Source organism: Sulfitobacter sp. 1A12779 (genome assembly GCF_043557315.1).
Taxonomy (GTDB): Bacteria; Pseudomonadota; Alphaproteobacteria; order Rhodobacterales; family Rhodobacteraceae; genus Sulfitobacter; species Sulfitobacter faviae.
This window is the reverse complement of record NZ_JBIFFU010000032.1, coordinates 12,796-28,984: the sequence shown is the minus strand read 5'-3', so window position 1 is coordinate 28,984 and position 16,189 is coordinate 12,796. Positions and strand designations below refer to the sequence as shown.

The following is a 16,189-nucleotide window of genomic DNA, read 5'->3' as shown; positions in this document are numbered from 1 at the left end:
CCAATGGCAAGATGAACGTGGCTTCGCTCGTCGAACGCAAGACCAGGTTCGCCGTCCTGTTTCGCAACAACGACCGCGGCATTGTCAGGTTGTTGATGTTGCTTCGGTTCACGCATAGCGCTTGCGGATGATCAGCCAAGTTTCACAACTCCGCTTGAAGGGATTCCGGTTTCCTCGGTCCATCATCTCCTATGCTGTGTGGGCGTACCATCGCTTTGCCCTGAGCTTGCGCGATGTCGAAGATCTTCTGGCCGAACGAGGTGTGATCGTCTCGTATGAAAGCATCCGGGTTTGGTGCCAACGGTTTGGACCGCAGATCGCGGCCAAGATCCGTCGCGACCGCCCAGCTCCGTCCGGCAAATGGCACTTGGACGAAGTGGTCATCTCAATCCGCGGGCGGAAACACTGGCTTTGGCGGGCGGTCGACGCGAACGGAGACGTATTGGATATCTTGGTGCAAAGCCGCAGAAATGCTCAGGCTGCCAAGCGGTTCCTGAAAAAGCTGATGAAGCGATGGGGCGTGCCACGCGTGCTCGTAACTGACAAGCTACGCAGTTATGGCGTGGCCGTCCGGAACCTTTGTTCGGGGGTCGATCACCGCTCGCACAAGGGGTTGAATAACCGGTCCGAGGCGTCGCACCGACATACGCGACGACGAGAGAAAATCATGGGGCGTTTCAAAACCCCGCGCCAAGTTCAGCGGCTTCTATCCGTCCATGATCAAACCGCCACCATCTTCCGACCGCAACGCCATCACCTTTCCGCAGCATCTTATCGCCACGCCCGGGCCGATGCATTCAGCCTGTGGAATAACTATGCGGCGGAAATGGCAGTCTGAACCAGGCGCGGATATTGATCACGTCCGGGCATTACAACCTGACAATGCCGTGTGGAGTGCTGTACATTCATGGGAAAACCCTCTGTCAACCGAGGCAAAATCACCTCGATCAACAGCACAAACCCAACACCGCAAACCGCAAAACAAATCCCGACTAAGCGCAACCCCAGCCATAGGCGCCCATATCGCGGAGCGATTTAGTGCAAGAGCCCGAAGGGACGGATGCTGCGCTTCGCACGAATGCCGGGTATCATTCTTCTTGACTGAACTTGAGTGGATTTCCCAATGCCTGAAAGCTACGACACGATTGGATTGGACTACGCCAAATTGCGCTGTGCTGATGCGCGGATCGCGAAGTTAATACATACGGCACTCGGTGAAAGCCGAGCGGTGTTGAACGTTGGTGCAGGTGCAGGCTCCTACGAGCCTGTGGATCGTATGATTACAGCACTCGAACCGTCCGCCGAAATGATAGCGCAGAGGCCAACATCCAATGCGAGAGTGGTGCAAGGCATCGCCGAAAACCTTCCTTTTGATGATGATTGCTTCGACGCGGTTATGGCGGTGCTGACAGTGCATCACTGGAACGACAAGGCAAAAGGCATGGCCGAGTTGCGCCGAGTTTCGCGTGGCCCCAAAGTGATCCTGACTTACGATCCTACATTCCGTGACTTTTGGCTATTTGACTATTTCCCAGAACTTGCCGCACTAGATAAGGGCCAGATGCCGCCAATAGATGAATATGCGAAATGGCTTGGCGAGGTGGAAGTGTCACCAGTTCTGATCCCGCACGATTGTTCTGACGGTTTTCTTGCGGCCTACTGGCGGCGTCCTTCTGCATATCTTGATGCCCGTGTTCGTGCTGGGATTTCCTCATTCTGGAAGATTGGCGATATCGCCCCCGGTTTGGAAAGCCTTAGGCTCAGGACCCATTGATCTCAGCGGTAGGGCATGATTCACCGCGCGAAAACTGAGCGGTGACATGTCTGATCTCTTCTGGCTGAGCGATGCGCAGATGGCGCGTCTGGAGCCCTATTTCCCGAAGTCCCACGGCAAGCCCCGTGTCGATGATCGGCGCGTCCTGAGCGGGATTATCTTCATCAACCGCAATGGGTTACGCTGGCGAGATGCGCCAAAACAATACGGTCCCCATAAGACGCTCTACAACCGCTGGAAGCGTTGGAGCGACAAAGGCATCTTCGCGAAAATGTTGGTTGGACTGGCTGCCGAGCACGGCGAGAGGAAGACCGTGATGATCGACGCCACCTACCTGAAGGCTCACCGAACGGCGTCCAGTCTAGCCGCTAAAAAGGGGGGCGCGGCCGCCTGATCGGACGGACCAAGGGCGGCATGAACACCAAGCTGCATGCCATATGTGACAGCCAGGGACGGCCCCTCGACCTGTTCGTCACGGCAGGACAGGTGAGCGACTACATCGGCGCACGGGCTCTTTGCGACAGTCTGCCGGATGTCGATTGGTTGCTCGGGGATCGCGGCTACGACGCCGACTGGTTTCGAGAAGCGTTGAAAGACAGAGGGATACGCGCCTGCATCCCCGGACGGAAGCAGCGGAAGGCGCCGGTGAAGTATGACAAGCGCCGATACAAACGCCGAAACCGGATCGAGATCATGTTCGGCAGGCTCAAGGACTGGCGGCGCGTCGCCACACGCTACGACAGGTGCCCGAAGGTCTTCCTCTCAGCCATCGCCCTCGCCGCTATCGTCATCTACTGGCTATGAGTCCTGAGCCTAGGCGTGATCTCGAAAGTGGGACTTGGACGAAGCAGTTTGGTGACGTTCTTGAACTCGATAAGCGTGACTGTGGGTATCGCCTTGTTGTCGCACCGTGAATTCACCATCTGCGCCGCCATAGCGGACCTTCAGAAGGCATAACCAAACGGCGGCAAAGTCCCGCGACCAGTGAGTTCCGACAGCGTGCAGCGAGTGGCCGGACTTGCATATTGCGACGTGAGCCAACGCCTTACTGGCCTTCGCCGTTCGAGCCTATTTCCTCTATTCTGCGTCGAAGGCGCGCCTTCGACGCTGCAAGCTCTTCTTCGGTCAATTCCGGTCTGGGTTTCAGGCATTGGAGACGCGCCGCAACAAGGGGCTCTGCATCCTCGTGTGCGCATTGCAGTTCTTCCGCGATGCTTGAAACGAAAGCGTGGCGGTTAAGCTCCGCGCTCTGTAGCCCGCCCAAAGTGCGCTGGAGGAAGATGAACGCGGATGCGATGTCTTGATACCCCAACGCAGCGGCTTTTTCGAACCGCCGGGCATCAAGCTGGCCATCAAGTTCATCGAGAGCCTTTCGCAGATCACCAACCGCCTGGGCCACACCAACGACTTCGCCCATCATGGCTTGATCGACAGTTTCAAGCTCACCTGTCCTTGCGTCCAGAACGCGGTCAGCGTCGGCCATATCCACCGGCCCCCTACCCTGCGGCGCGATCCAGAACCTCTTCGGCCCACTGGTTCAGGCTCTTGCCGGACAGCTCCGCTGCGAGCGCAGCCTTGCGATGCACTTCGGGATCGACACGAAACATCACCTGGCCGGAAAAGGCCTTCTGCGGCTCTTTACCGATCTTTGCGCAGGTTTCGATGTAATCTTCGACCGCTTCGTGAAAGGCATCCCGCAAAGCTTCAACCGTGTCCGCGTGAAAGCCGACACCATCGCGGATACCGGCGAGGCGTCCGGTAAAGATTCCATCTTCGTCGTCATATTCGATGCGGGCCGTATAGCCCTTGTAGGTCATGGAATTGGTCATGGTGTAACTCCGATCCGTTCCAGGAACGCGCGGGCGGCGCGCACTTGGTAGCGTTTGGCTTCCTTGGCGGGGTGCGGGCGGTGAAACGTCTCGACCTCGCCATCCTTCTCGAACCGCACCCGCGAGCCGCGTCCTTCGATCACCTGTGCGCCAGCAGCGACAAGCAAACGCTCGATTGCCGACCATTCGACAGTGCCGGACACCGGGTCTGTGAAGACAACGGCTAGGGTCTTGCGGTGTTTGCTGTTCATCAGGTCATATAGCAAGTGCTAGCGAAAAATGCAAGCATACTTCATTCTCAGCATAGTGGCAGGATGTCATCCATCATCGAGAGCTGTAGAGTTCCCACATCTGTTCGATCAGTTGGCCCTGGGTGATTCCAAGTTTTTCCGCTTCGGCCGCAATAGCCTCCCCTACTTTGGGAAAAACCTTCGGGTGCAGCTGGTGGGTGCGAGGACTGGGTTTGCGGCCAGGCTTCTTGCGAGGGGTGCGATCAAGGAACCCCCTAGCCTCTCCAACGTCATCCACACGCCGGACTTCTTCGGCGCTTGTCTCTTTCGGGCGTGCCGTAAGGCCCGCAAGCCTATTTGAGCCGCTCATAAACAGCCTCCGCGAAGCTTTGGGCGTTCGCCAGGGCCTTATCGACCTTGCCGCCCGTTCTCAGTTCCGTGTCGTTCATCATCGCAGTCAGATCGCCGCCATAGGCAAATATTTCCGAGAAGGCGGCGCGAGCGACCAGCGACGGTTCGATCACGTCGATTCCTGCCCCGCTTAGTTGTTCTTCCAACTCTTTCTGGACACGGCTTTTCACGGCCGCACTTGTTTTAGTCAGCACAACTGCGTGGCGGATATCGCGGCCGAGCGCGTCCTCCTCTTCGCGGACGAGAGCCAAGGCTTCGGAGCCAATCTCTGCATCCAGCGCGGTCGCCTGCATTGGAACAATGACCAGATCAGCCTGAGAGATAGCACGGCTCACAAGCTGTGACGCGATGCCTTCCAGATCGACAATCACGATCTTTCCGTCTCCGTCAGCCGCACGGATCGACGGGACGATCTCCGAGCGACCGATATCGCCAAGCAGGGAAACCCCCTTGGGCATTCCGTGAGACGCCCATCGACTCAGAGATTTGTTCGGGTCACAGTCCAGCACTGTGACCTCAGCCCCCATGCGCGCAAACTCGGAAGCGAGAAGCACCGCGCAAGTGGACTTCCCAACGCCCCCCTTGGGGCTTGCCATAACGATAACAGGCATTGCTCAACCCTGCCAACTGTTGTTCTTACCGGTTTTATATCTCTAACCGGATTAGTTTCCAATACCGGATTTTATTCTCCTACCGGATATATTTCACTTACCGGTTATGTTTCCATAACCGGTTTTACATCTATGGCCGACCACGCTTTTCAAACCACTTGCGGCAGAACCCGACGAAGGCTCGATCCGCGTTGCGAGGCGGTTCAACGATCCAGTCCCGCCACTCATGTTCCAGATGATACACGTCCCACCCAGGCGCAGCTTGACGCGCCAATTCGTAGGTTTCGGCTTTCAGGGACGACACGCGGCCCTCAATCAGCGAGGGACCGGTCATCGTGCCGCGATTGTGGAAGATGACCATATCGGCCTCTTCATCGAATGTGACGCGATAGTCGGGCAGATGATCGTGACGGGCCAGCTCCTTGATCATCTGTCTGAACCGCTTTTCAGGGCTCTGGGAACCAGACTTGAGCAGCAACTTGGCGAGCGTGATGCGCCAGCTCTTCTGCTGGCCGCAATGCTTGCGGGCCAGCTCATACACGCGCCGCTCGATTGGCTTGCGCAGGCGGAAGTAATCCCGATGTAGCGTCAGAACCTCTTCGTTGCGGATCGCATTGAACACCCAGCCGGAAAGCTGGACCTCGCACCAGAGAAGGCGGCCGTCCATGCCATGTTTCCGGCGGATCGAGGAGGCGTCTATCAAACCGAAACCGTCGATCTGTTCTTCGTCTCCAGTTACGATGTTGGTCCGTATCCGCGTTCCTTCGAGACGGTCGAGCGCATCGAGGAGGGACTGGTACTCCCGACCGCTCGTGCCACGGTTCGCGAAGATCAGCAGCTCGCGCGAGTTGATACGGACACGCGGTGAAACCTGTTCGCCCTTCTTCAGTTTCGCCATGATCTGACTGATGCAGTAGATCAGAATATCCTTGTCGTAGATCGTTGCGAGGCCCTTGACGCTTGGCGTGATCTCCAGCCAGTTCTCGCCGTTCCTGTATCGCTTCACCGAGGTTTCGGGCTTCTTAGACAGCGAATAGAAGGGATGCTCCATGTGCTGCATCACGTCCTTCAGCACCGCGTCGGCAACGTCGCAGATGAACAGATCATGCTGCGGATGACGATCTGGGAGGAGGGGGGCGAGATTCGTGTTTTCAGTTACCATGCGGCGACATTCGTGTTTTCAGTTACCGCTGTCAAGATTCGTGTTTTCAGTTACCGAAATCAGGATTTCAGTTACCAAGATTCGTGTTATTAGTTACCAGCACACTCGCTAGTATTTTAATACCAAAGGATAAAACGACATTATCTTGGCGCGTAACACAGAATCTAACACATATTAACACCAGACGAAGCCTACAGCTCCTGTGGATAAGTGCCTAATCAACCACGCTGAACGTCACGGCTGGTAGAATACGCAGGCGTTGACGCCCTCTGTTGTGGCCGTCCACATCGCCCCGAGGACAGCGCATGTGGAGGGGGTGCTGGCCAAGAAACGGGGCAGGGCGACGGTCATCGCCAGGGCCAGAACGAGCGCACCCAGACCGAACCAGGGCCAGTAGGATTTCCAGCGGTCCAGCCTTTCTTCCCGGTCCCGGATATTGCGGAGAAGGTTGCCGCGATCCTCGCTGGCCTGATCGAGGACGGCAGCCGTCTTGTTCGTTCGCAGGTCCAGATGATTGGCCGTGCGGTCGAGACGCTGGAGCGTGTCCAAGAGGCGCGCATCGACGGCCTGTCCGATCCGGTCGCCGAACCCGGCGGGATCATTCTGGCTCTGCACGGTCACAGCCGCTCGCCGCGCCTCGTTCGCCGCCGTGGTCGCACGGTTGATCGCCTTGGTCTGATCCTCCACCTGGTCGGACAGGTTCAGCGCCAGGCTCGCCAGCCGGTCGAGGGTTTCGCGCAGCTCATCGTCTGAGAGGGCAGGGAGGTCGGGTTGGTCTGGCATCGGGAGGCGTCCTTCGGATCACTGGTCCTGTGGGACGAACAGCCCCTTGAAGTCGGGGTCGGCGTAGTAGCGCAGCTTTTGGGCCAGCGCCGAGGGCTGGCCCTGAACACGGAGAAGCTGCAGCCCCGGCGGCATCTGCATGATTTCATCGGGGGTGAGAAGATCGCGGCCCGTGAGGTTGTTGGAGAAGCTGGGATTGTCACCCGGCTTGTAGCTGTCGGTCTGGAACCCGGTGGTTTCCTGGCCGATCATCTGGCTCAGCCATTTGGCCGTTTCAAAATCATTGACCCCGAAGACCTGTTGCACCCCGGCATTGGCGATGAAGGTGCCAGCACGTTCGCCGTAGAGATCGCGGAGCTGGCTCATATCCTGCAAGATGGGCCAGAGCTGGAGGCCATAGCCCGCCATCAGGCCCATGGCGCGCTCTACAGCTTCCAGACGACCTAGGGCGGCAAATTCGTCGAGGAGGAACAACGTGGGCGCTTTGAGGCGTCCTGTGGCGCTCACAGGCGCTGTAGGGGCCCCGGAGAGGGCAGGGGACGCCCCGGAGGGCTGTGTCGCCGACTCGGCGTCCCGTGCGATGTCCTGGAGGGCTTGGGAGACCAGAAGGCGCAGCCAGCGGCTGTAGGCGTCCATCCGGTTCGGCGGCAGCACCAGAAACACCGACGTGATCCGGTGGCGTAGATCGGAGAAGTGGAAGTCCGACCGTGACGTGACCTTGGCAATGCGCGGACTGTCGAGGAAATGCGTGTGGCGCTGCGCGTTGGACAGCACCGAAGCGGCTTCCCGATCCGCCTTGCCAAGGAAGCGGTTGGCGGCGCGGGCAATCAGCCCGCCCGCTGCATCGCTGTCCTGCATCAGCTCCAGCAACGCGCGGAGCTTTTCCGGGGGCAGGGTGAGATATTCCCGGACGGTGGCGAGGGTGCGCCGGTCGCGGTCCTCGTGGCAGACGCAAAACATGATCAGCCCGCCGAGGATGGCCTTGGCTTCCTCGTTCCAATGCGCTTCCGAAACCTGTCCCGGCGGGTCCATCACAAGCGCCTCTGTCAGGCAGGCCGCATCCTCGCCCAGATCGAGGCTGTCCGGTGTGAGACGGTCGAGCGGGTTGTAGGCGACAGAGGGCATCCCGCTAACCTCAAACGGATCGAGGACATGGACCGTTCCGAACCGCCGCCGGGCTTCCCCGGCGATCCGTGCATTCTCGCCCTTGGGGTCGATGACCAATACCGAGCGTTCCGCTGCCAGCAGGTTGGGGATCACGGTGCCGACGCCTTTCCCGGCCCGTGTCGGGGCGAGGGTGATCAGATGGGCAGGGCCGTCATAGCGCAGCAGCCGCCCGGTGCCCGGATTGCGCCCGATCAGAAGACCATCCTCGCCCTGGAGTTTCTTCAGCTCCTTGCGGCTGGCAAAGCGGGCCGAGCCGTGGCTGTCACCGGTCAGCCCGAAGTAGGCGTCGGCCCCGGAGACGCCCCGCCAGTATTGGAAGCCAAAGACCGCGCCGATGAAGACAGGCGGCGCGATGATGGCCCATTCCCACGCCGACTGACCAAGCGGAGGACCAAAGGCCGATATGGCCACGACGCCCCCGATGATGAACCCAATCATCGCCCCGAACAGGACAGCGCCGATCATCCAGCCCATCAGGATGGGCGTGAAGATCAACCGACCGAAAAACCGGAACAGAGTATCGAAGAGGCCGATCACGGCCCGCATCAGGACGGCGTGTCCGGATCAGAACTGGACGGGGCAGGGGAGGCAATACCGGAGGGGGCATCCCAATCCGCGAAGGCCTTGCGATCCTGTTCACGGGCGAGGTTGCGGATCAGCCGATCCAGCATTGCCGCCGCTCCGGAATCCCGTTCCGCCAGATCGAGCAGCGCACCGCCCAGGATCACCTTGCGCCGGGTATCCAGCTTGCGCTGCCTGGTGGCTGCCCGGTTCTTCAGTGCCTGAAGACGGGCCTTGGCCTGGGCGTATCGTTTCTCGGCCCGCTCGAGTTCGGTGTCTGCCAATGCACGTCTCCATCTTCGAAAAGAGCAGGTGGACAGGTTGGTCTTGTCAGATTGAGCGATAGCGCTTACCCGTAGGCCTGTAAAGGACAAGGGCGCACTTATGCAAACTCTTCACCTGCGGTTCCGAGATTTGCGTGCGATCTCTCCGGGGCAAACCTCCAGCCGATGGCAAACCCCTTCGATGCGAGGCGCATCGAAATGGGAGACGACATCGCCTCTCCCAAACCCTCTAGGACCAACCTGCGCGGTTGGATGGCGTCCCGCATCACGACACCCTGACGGCATCCTGTGCCCCGTGGCCGGGGCTGGATCACCGAGGGAGTCACGCTTGCGGGCTGCGCGGATCATCGGACCTGTCGGTGCCGATCCACGCCGGGTTTGCCGGTGGCAAACCGCCCATGACCTAACCTATGATCCCGCCCCCCACGAGGCTGGGGATTATAGGTTAGGTCACTGGCAAGCCCGCGCCTCAGAGACCCTTCGGGCCGCTTCGTTCGGACCGTCTTTTCCCCTCCGGCCCCAGCGTTGTGGGGCGCGGGCCTTCGGGGAAAAGACGGCTGACCCGGTGGCCCATGTCGGGGCATGGGCTGGGGTCAGCAGCGGCGCGCGCGATGATCGTTCACATCACGGGCGAGGGGAGGGCGCATGGCCAGCTACCACCTCTCCGTGAAGACGATCAAACGCAGCGCCGGACGCTCTGTCGTGGCCGCAGCCGCCTACCGGGTCGGTGAGCGCATCGAGTGCCAGCGCGAGGGCCGCATCCACGACTACACCCGCAAGCAGGGCATCGAGGAGACGTTCATTGTCGCCCCCGAGACTGCCCCGGCCTGGGCGCAGGACCGGTCCAAACTTTGGAACGAGGCCGAGGCCAGCGAGACCCGCCGCAACTCTGTCACCGCCCGCGAGTGGGAGCTGGCCCTTCCCTCCGAAATCAGCGCCGAGGACCGGTCGCAGATCACCCGGCAGTTCGCCGAGGAGCTGGTCAGCCGATACGGCGTGGCTGTCGATGTGGCGATCCATGCGCCGCACCGGGAAGGCGATCAGCGAAACCATCACGCCCACGTCCTGACCAGCACTCGTAAGCTGGAGGCCGAGGGCTTCACAGCCAAGACGCGGGTGCTCGATTCCGCGAAGACCGGCGGCGTCGAAATCGAGCAGATGCGCGGCGTCTGGGCCGAATTGCAGAACCGGGCGCTGGAGCGTGTCGGCGAGGTCGAGCGGGTCGATCATCGGTCGCTTGAATCGCAGCGCGAGGCGGCGTAAGAGCGCGGCGACACGCTGTCCGCCGAGGAGCTGGACCGCGACCCCGAGCTGAAGCTGGGACCGGCGGCCAATTCCATGGAGCGACGAGCCAAGGCCATGGCCGAACGCCAAGGTCGGGAATACGTGCCGGTCACGGAACGCGGCGCTGTCGTCCATGCCGCCCGTCAGGCGCGCGCCGCGTTCCGCGACATGCGCGAACGACTGGAGCTGGCGCGGGAGACCTATGGCACGGCCCGCGAGGAAGGGCAGGGGCGTGTCTCCGCCGGTCTTGCCGCACTCAGGGCGGCGACATCGAAAGAGCGCGGGCCACGTGCGTCTGACGATATCCGGGAGCGGCTGGCGCAGATCACCGGGCGGGACGGTCCAGACCGGGCCGTGCCGGAACGCGGTGGGCAGAGTGACGAAGAACCGAAGCGTTCTGTGCAGGAGCGGTTGCGCGAGGCGCTGGACAAGGATCAGGGGGCCGAGCAGGACGCGAGCGTAGAAGACGGCGAGAAGCCGTCGATCCGCGAGCGTCTGGACGATGTGTTGAACAAGCCGCGCGAGCGGCTGGAGATCGAAGAACCGGAGAAAGACCGGGAAGTCGAAAGCGAGAAAGAAATCGACAGGGAGGTGGATCGTGACCGTGGCCTCAGTCACTGACTTGCCACCAATCTTCGACGGGATCGAGGCGGTGTGTTTCGACGTCTTCGGCACGCTGGTCGAAATCACCGACAAGCCGCGCGAGCTGATACATTGGCCGATGCGCGAGGATAAGGCTGGTGACAGACTGGCCCGAATTGCTTGGGGCCAGGGTTGCCCCGGAAAATCCTGCTTGCGGATTCCCGAAGCTGCTTATCATCGAGATAATTTCCATGGTATTGGAAAAAAGGCGAAAAATGGTTTAGAGGTCACCCGACAAACGACCTTTACATGGCCGGAATGTGCTCCAGAAACGGCCAACGTTGGTGGTGAACTCGACTGCGGCGCTTGCCGCGAGCAGGTTTGAGCCGACAGCAAACTGACAGGATGTTCACCATGGCCGATACCCTTCGTCTCGATCTCCCGCTGTTGCTTCCCGATGTGCCGGACGCGCGTGACGCCTGTGTTCGACGGCTGATCGAGAGCCTTGAGCCTCGCGACGGCGTCGAGCGCGTGCACATTCGCGACGAAGAGGACGGCGCAGGTGCGGAGTTGTGTATTCATTACGACCCCGCCGTCCTTCCGCTTGAGCGCATCCGCCAACTCGCCGGGACCTTCGGGGCGGAAATTGCCGCAAAGTTCGGGCATATGGTTTGGCAGGTTGACGGGATCGCGGATCAGCGCCGGGCGAGGACCGTCAGCGAGAACGTGCGCCGTCTGTCGGGGGTTGTCGAGGCCCACGCCAACGCGGGCGGTCCCCTGCGGATCGAGTTCGACCGGGCGCAAACCGATGAGGACACCATCCGCAAATCCCTTGAGGAGATGAAGGTATCGCCGGAGCGGGAGAAACCCGGTCCCGCAAGTGCCGACAAGGCGGATGACCACGATCACGCCCACGGTGGTATTTTCGGGGCGCAGACCGAACTGATCTTTGTGGGGCTGTGCGGTGTGCTTCTGCTTATTGGCTGGCTTTTGCCGAAGTTTGTGGCGATGCCGTCATGGGCGCCCCTGTTCGTCCTTGTCCCCGCCTATTTCTTCGGCGGCTACTATGCTCTGCGCGAGGCCATCGACAGTGTCCGCAATGGCCGGTTCGAGATTGATTTCCTGATGCTTGTGGCGGCGGCGGGCGCGGCGGCACTTGGCGAATGGGCCGAGGGCGCGTTGCTGCTGTTCCTTTTCAGCCTTGGTCATGCGCTGGAAGGCTATGCCATGGGTCGCGCCAAGCGGGCCATTGAAGCGCTTGGTGCCCTGGCACCCAAAACGGCCACCGTACGCCGGGACGGCAAGGTCGAGGAGATCGCCGTCGATGCCTTGCGGGTCGGTGACATTGTGCTGGTGAAACCGAACGAGCGACTGGCCGCAGACGGCTTTGTCATCAAGGGTGAAAGCAGCGTCAATCAGGCACCGATTACCGGCGAGAGCGTGCCGGTGGACAAATCGCCCGTCGGGGACGCGAACGTGGCCGCCGAAAAGCCCGACCTGGTGGATGCCGGAAACCGTGTTTTTGCCGGTACGATCAACGGTGGCGGCGCATTGGAAATCCAGGTCACGCGCACATCGGCGGATTCGACCCTCGCCCGTGTCGTCAAGATGGTGAACGAGGCCGAAACCAACCAATCGCCCACACAGCGCCTGACCGACCGATTCGAGCGCATCTTTGTTCCGGCGGTGCTGGTACTTGCCATCGCGCTGTTGTTCGCGGGCTTCGTCATCGACGAGCCCTTCAGCGACACATTTTATCGCGCCATGGCGGTTCTGGTGGCGGCAAGCCCCTGTGCGCTCGCCATCGCGACGCCAAGCGCGGTTCTCAGCGGGGTGGCACGCGCCGCACGCGGCGGCGTCCTGGTCAAGGGCGGTGCGCCGCTTGAAAATCTGGGGCGGCTGACAGCCATTGCTTTCGACAAGACCGGCACCTTGACCGAAGGTAAGCCAAAGCTGGTCGATGTGGTGACGGCCGAGGGTGCCGAGGAAAAAGACCTTCTGCGGGTGGCAATCGGGGTCGAGGCGCTGAGTGACCATCCTCTCGCCGCCGCCGTTGTCAGGGACGGGCGCGAACGGCTTGGCGACATACCCGCCGCCGAGGCGTCCGATCTGCGCAGCATCACCGGGCGCGGTGTCGTGGCCCAGGTCGATGGCGAGACGACCTATATCGGCAAGGACGATCTGTTTGCCGAAGTCGACGGCCCGCCCATGCCCGACACGTTGCGCGCAAAGGTCGAGGCGCTGGAAGCAGGCGGGCGCACCACGATGGTCGTGCGCCAGGGGGACAGGTATCTCGGGGTGATCGGCCTGATGGATACACCGCGCGAAGCGGCCCCGGCGGTCATCAAGGCGCTGCACGAGATCGGCATCCGCCGGATGATCATGATTTCGGGCGACAATCAGAAAGTCGCCGACGCTGTGGCGCGGGCCATCGGCCTTGACGAGGCGCGCGGCGATCTGATGCCGGATGACAAGGTGGAAACGATCAAGAGCCTGCGCGCCGAGGCCAAGGTCGCCATGGTCGGCGACGGCGTCAATGACGCGCCAGCGATGGCGAACGCGACGGTCGGCATCGCCATGGGCGCGGCGGGTTCGGATGTCGCGCTGGAAACCGCCGATGTGGCGCTGATGGCGGACAATCTGAACCATCTGCCCTTTGCCGTGGCGCTCAGCCGATCGACAAGTTCGATCATCCGGCAAAACCTGTGGTTCAGCCTGGGGGTTGTCGCCTTTCTGGTCCCTGCCACGATCCTTGGTCTGGGAATTGGTCCCGCGGTGGCCGTCCACGAGGGATCGACGGTTGTCGTTGTCTTCAACGCACTGCGATTGCTCGCATTCCGCTTTGCGCCGCCGACCGCGGCTGTGGAGGCGGCACCCGCCCCGGACACCAGGGCGGCAGCCTGACAGCACAGGTCAGCCGCTTGCGGGGCGGCACATCCACATGTGGCGACATCATCACAGCGTGAGGGGCGGCGTTGTCCCGCTCTGTTCCAGAACCCAACGGGCGCGCCAGCTGTCCGAATGCCTTTCCAGCAGCAGATAGTTGCGCTCCGCGATATAGCGCGAAGCCTGTCCGGGGATGCGCCGGATTCGGATCGGATTCCCCCTGAGCGGCGATTCACCGAGTTGTGCAAGGGCACCCAGGAATCGCGCCCAGGCCTTGGGCGGGGCGCGATGCGCGATACCGGATGCGACCAACTGGTGCAGCCAGCGGTCGGTGCGAAGCTTCATCGTGGCGCGCGTCGCCAGATGGATTTCCCCCGAGAGCACGGTAACGTCATGGCCGTCGGCAAGCGCGATGTCGCGAACCAGCCGCAGCATGTCGCACCATTCTGCGCGATGGGCACGGCTTTGCCACTGATCGCGCAGATCGTCCTCGTATTTCTGCATCTTCGGGACGGCAACCATCAGCGCCTCGAGCAGCGATAGGCGCGGACCCAGCAACGGGACGCTGGACATCAGGAACGTGTGGCCCTGAACCGGTGCCGCGGCTTCGGCGCGCATCATCGCCCAGCCGCCCTCTCCCATGATCGCACGGCGCGTGCGCTCCGATCGCATGTCGGGTGCCAGAATGCGCAGACCAGCGGTGCGGACGCTCCAGCCCAGATGCAGGCCGGACGGGTCATGAAAGCGCCGCGGCAGATCGCCGTCCGCCGAGGCGTGCTGAAAGGTCAGGAAACTCTCGCGCGCGACCTCGAACAGGGTTTGGCCGACCGGGGAATAGGTTTTCGAGCGCGGCAGCGACCCCCAGCCATCGCAGATGTCGTGATCGTCCCACTGCATCAGCGAGGGCACGCGCGCGGCGATCCAGGCAAATTCCGGCGCGCGGTAAAGGCCAGTATAGCGTTCCAGAAAGCGTTCGCGCAGGTGATGGCGCAGATCGGCCAGATCGGCGCGGGAAGGGTCCTTCGGGATATGCTCGGGCCAGTTCTCGCTCAGCGGATGCCCCTCGGTCACCTGATCGGCATAGACCTGATCGCCGCCATGCAGCAGCAGGGAGAAGGGCGCGCTCCGGTGATCTTCCCGCAGGCGCGCCCACATCGCGTTGCGCTCGGAGCCTTCGCGCTCAAGATCGCCGATCTCCTCGCCGTTGCAGGACACATAGGCAATCCGCATATCGCCTCGCAAATCGCCTGCAACGTCGTAGCTTTCACCGCTCCATTGGTAACTGGACGGCCTGTCGGCTGGCAGGTGGAACCTTGCGCGCCATACGGTGGCATGATCGTAGTCGGCAAGGCGTTCCGCGGCATGGACGCCATCGACCGTTCTGACCGGCTCCGGGCGCGCCCGCCCGGCCGCGATGAAAAGGGCAGACAGTTGCGCCCCGGACGCCCCGATATCATCGAGAAACAGGATCGGACCGGTCATGATCGGCGGTTCGGATGTCATGTGTACCGTGGTTCGGGGCGGCGTTCAGGCACTGTTGTCACCATGAACGCGCCGCCCGTCAGTTCCATGCCGCCCGGCGGCGGCGCAGCACCGCAGGCAGGACAGTCAGCCCTATCAGCCCGACGACCCACACCAATAGAAGGGCCGCCTTGGCGAGGAAGTGAACCGGCCCCATCGCCCAGCCGACCAGCCCCTCGATATTGGCCGCATCGCGCAAGGCGTTGGCCTCGGCGCCCAGGCCGAACCAGTTTGCAAACCCGGTGCCGGTATCGGCCAGCGGACCGGCAGCGCCGGAAATCCACGCCAGCACCGGATCGACCAGCCACCACACGCCAAGCGCAAGCGCGGACCACAAGACCAGCCCGGCCACGATGACCGAGCCCGGAATATTCAGCGCAGGCAGGCTTCTGCGGTCGCGATACCCGTAACCGTCTTCTTCGTCATGATACGCATCCGGCTCGCGATATCGCTCGTGTCTGGATGGTTTGAACCGATGATGTCCCATGATTTGTCCACCTAGTCGAACAATTCGCGCAGGAACGATTTCCGGCCGCGATACCCGTGTTTGCCATGGCTACCGTGTTTGCTGTATCCGCCCCGGTCGTCGTAACCCCGGGGTTCGGGCTCGCGCCGTGGCGGCGGGGCCATTTCGGCGGCACTGCGTTCGATGATCTTGTCAAGCTCGCCCCGGTCCAGCCAGACGCCCCGGCATTGCGGGCAAAAGTCGATTTCCACGCCCTGTCGGTCCGACATGCTGAGTGGAACATCGCAGACCGGGCACATCATACCGGCTTTGGCGCTTCTGGGCTTCTCCATCTCGTTTCCTGGCTCCTTCAGTGTAACAACCATGTGTTCTTTTCCTGTTCTTATCATGAGATATAGAAGCTACAGTTACTATAGCTTCAAGGGGCGACACATCGTTTTTGGGGTAGAATCCGGTAGGGGGCAGGATCGTATCACAAGCTTTCGCGCACTCGGTGACATGCAAGGCGCATCCACCGGTGCTTGCGCCCAAGACCAGAACGCTCATTTCTGAGGCGCTGGCGGCTTGCGAGAGGCGTTTACATGCATGAATAACAACACAGAGGCTCTTTCGTCACATCGTCCCATTTGATGAAATGT

18 protein-coding genes are annotated in these 16,189 nt (G+C 61.4%); 7 read left to right on the top strand and 11 right to left on the bottom strand.

What is annotated here, in order from left to right; genetic code table 11:
- Positions 1–127: 127 nt before the first annotated feature.
- The 3 genes from ACGYLQ_RS19160 to ACGYLQ_RS19150 all read left to right on the top strand — a co-directional run bounded on the left by ACGYLQ_RS19160 (position 128) and on the right by ACGYLQ_RS19150 (position 2,578).
- Entirely contained in the window at positions 128–838 is a 711-nt protein-coding gene (locus ACGYLQ_RS19160; RefSeq protein WP_394444387.1) for an IS6 family transposase, read from the top strand.
- Positions 839–1,123: 285 nt separating this feature from the next.
- Positions 1,124–1,774 carry a class I SAM-dependent methyltransferase gene (locus ACGYLQ_RS19155; protein ID WP_322346850.1) on the top strand — a complete coding sequence of 217 codons (651 nt, stop codon included), beginning with the start codon at positions 1,124–1,126 and terminating at the stop codon, positions 1,772–1,774.
- A 46-nt stretch (positions 1,775–1,820) separates the two neighbouring features.
- A protein-coding gene (locus ACGYLQ_RS19150; RefSeq protein ID WP_322346866.1) for an IS5 family transposase occupies positions 1,821–2,578 on the top strand; the annotation gives its coding sequence in 2 pieces (ribosomal slippage) (positions 1,821–2,145 and positions 2,145–2,578; 759 coding nt in all).
- A gap of 241 nt (positions 2,579–2,819) precedes the next feature.
- Here ACGYLQ_RS19150 and ACGYLQ_RS19145 read toward each other — a convergent pair.
- The 8 genes from ACGYLQ_RS19145 to ACGYLQ_RS19110 form a co-directional block, all read right to left on the bottom strand.
- Positions 2,820–3,257 carry a hypothetical protein gene (locus ACGYLQ_RS19145; protein ID WP_290754752.1) on the bottom strand — a complete coding sequence of 146 codons (438 nt, stop codon included), beginning with the start codon at positions 3,255–3,257 and terminating at the stop codon, positions 2,820–2,822.
- A gap of 13 nt (positions 3,258–3,270) precedes the next feature.
- Positions 3,271–3,603, bottom strand: a complete 333-nt coding sequence (locus tag ACGYLQ_RS19140) for a type II toxin-antitoxin system HicB family antitoxin (protein WP_067629815.1) — start codon at positions 3,601–3,603, stop codon at positions 3,271–3,273.
- Positions 3,600–3,854, bottom strand: coding sequence for a type II toxin-antitoxin system HicA family toxin (locus tag ACGYLQ_RS19135; RefSeq protein ID WP_067629831.1), 255 nt, complete (start codon positions 3,852–3,854; stop codon positions 3,600–3,602). Before ACGYLQ_RS19135 ends, ACGYLQ_RS19140 begins: the two co-directional genes overlap by 4 nt.
- A 332-nt stretch (positions 3,855–4,186) precedes the next feature.
- Positions 4,187–4,855 carry a ParA family protein gene (locus ACGYLQ_RS19130; RefSeq protein WP_067629809.1) on the bottom strand — a complete coding sequence of 223 codons (669 nt, stop codon included), beginning with the start codon at positions 4,853–4,855 and terminating at the stop codon, positions 4,187–4,189.
- Positions 4,856–4,985: 130 nt separating this feature from the next.
- Positions 4,986–6,017: a replication initiator protein A gene (locus ACGYLQ_RS19125; protein WP_067629806.1), complete on the bottom strand. Its 1,032-nt coding sequence runs from the start codon at positions 6,015–6,017 to the stop codon at positions 4,986–4,988.
- Between the two features lie 234 nt (positions 6,018–6,251).
- Complete coding sequence (locus ACGYLQ_RS19120; protein ID WP_067629803.1) at positions 6,252–6,800, bottom strand: hypothetical protein; 549 nt, start codon at positions 6,798–6,800, stop codon at positions 6,252–6,254.
- Between the two features lie 18 nt (positions 6,801–6,818).
- Complete coding sequence (locus ACGYLQ_RS19115; protein WP_067629800.1) at positions 6,819–8,513, bottom strand: type IV secretory system conjugative DNA transfer family protein; 1,695 nt, start codon at positions 8,511–8,513, stop codon at positions 6,819–6,821.
- A complete protein-coding gene (locus ACGYLQ_RS19110) occupies positions 8,513–8,812 on the bottom strand; it encodes a mobilization protein (protein WP_067629798.1) in 300 nt (99 codons plus the stop codon). Before ACGYLQ_RS19110 ends, ACGYLQ_RS19115 begins: the two co-directional genes overlap by 1 nt.
- A gap of 645 nt (positions 8,813–9,457) precedes the next feature.
- Between ACGYLQ_RS19110 and mobQ the strand changes: the two genes are divergently transcribed.
- From mobQ to ACGYLQ_RS19090, 4 genes are all read left to right on the top strand, one after another.
- A complete protein-coding gene (gene mobQ, locus ACGYLQ_RS19105) occupies positions 9,458–10,075 on the top strand; it encodes a MobQ family relaxase (RefSeq protein ID WP_394444383.1) in 618 nt (205 codons plus the stop codon).
- 75 nt (positions 10,076–10,150) lie between these two features.
- Complete coding sequence (locus ACGYLQ_RS19100) at positions 10,151–10,717, top strand: hypothetical protein (RefSeq protein ID WP_394444382.1); 567 nt, start codon at positions 10,151–10,153, stop codon at positions 10,715–10,717.
- Positions 10,695–11,063, top strand: a complete 369-nt coding sequence (locus ACGYLQ_RS19095; RefSeq protein WP_150120312.1) for a hypothetical protein — start codon at positions 10,695–10,697, stop codon at positions 11,061–11,063. The genes ACGYLQ_RS19100 and ACGYLQ_RS19095 overlap by 23 nt, the downstream gene beginning before the upstream one ends.
- A gap of 29 nt (positions 11,064–11,092) precedes the next feature.
- Entirely contained in the window at positions 11,093–13,582 is a 2,490-nt protein-coding gene (locus ACGYLQ_RS19090) for a heavy metal translocating P-type ATPase (protein WP_067916195.1), read from the top strand.
- Between the two features lie 51 nt (positions 13,583–13,633).
- On the opposite strand, the gene ACGYLQ_RS19085 is transcribed toward ACGYLQ_RS19090, so the two are convergent.
- From ACGYLQ_RS19085 to ACGYLQ_RS19075, 3 genes are read right to left on the bottom strand one after another with little or no spacing between them, the layout of a single operon-like run.
- Positions 13,634–15,067 carry an alkaline phosphatase D family protein gene (locus ACGYLQ_RS19085; RefSeq protein WP_067916192.1) on the bottom strand — a complete coding sequence of 478 codons (1,434 nt, stop codon included), beginning with the start codon at positions 15,065–15,067 and terminating at the stop codon, positions 13,634–13,636.
- Positions 15,068–15,125: 58 nt separating this feature from the next.
- Positions 15,126–15,572 (bottom strand): hypothetical protein, encoded by a 447-nt coding sequence (locus ACGYLQ_RS19080; RefSeq protein ID WP_058335901.1) that lies wholly within the window; start codon positions 15,570–15,572, stop codon positions 15,126–15,128.
- Positions 15,573–15,583: 11 nt separating this feature from the next.
- Positions 15,584–15,853, bottom strand: a complete 270-nt coding sequence (locus ACGYLQ_RS19075) for a zf-TFIIB domain-containing protein (protein ID WP_150120307.1) — start codon at positions 15,851–15,853, stop codon at positions 15,584–15,586.
- Between the last annotated feature and the right edge of the window lie 336 nt (positions 15,854–16,189).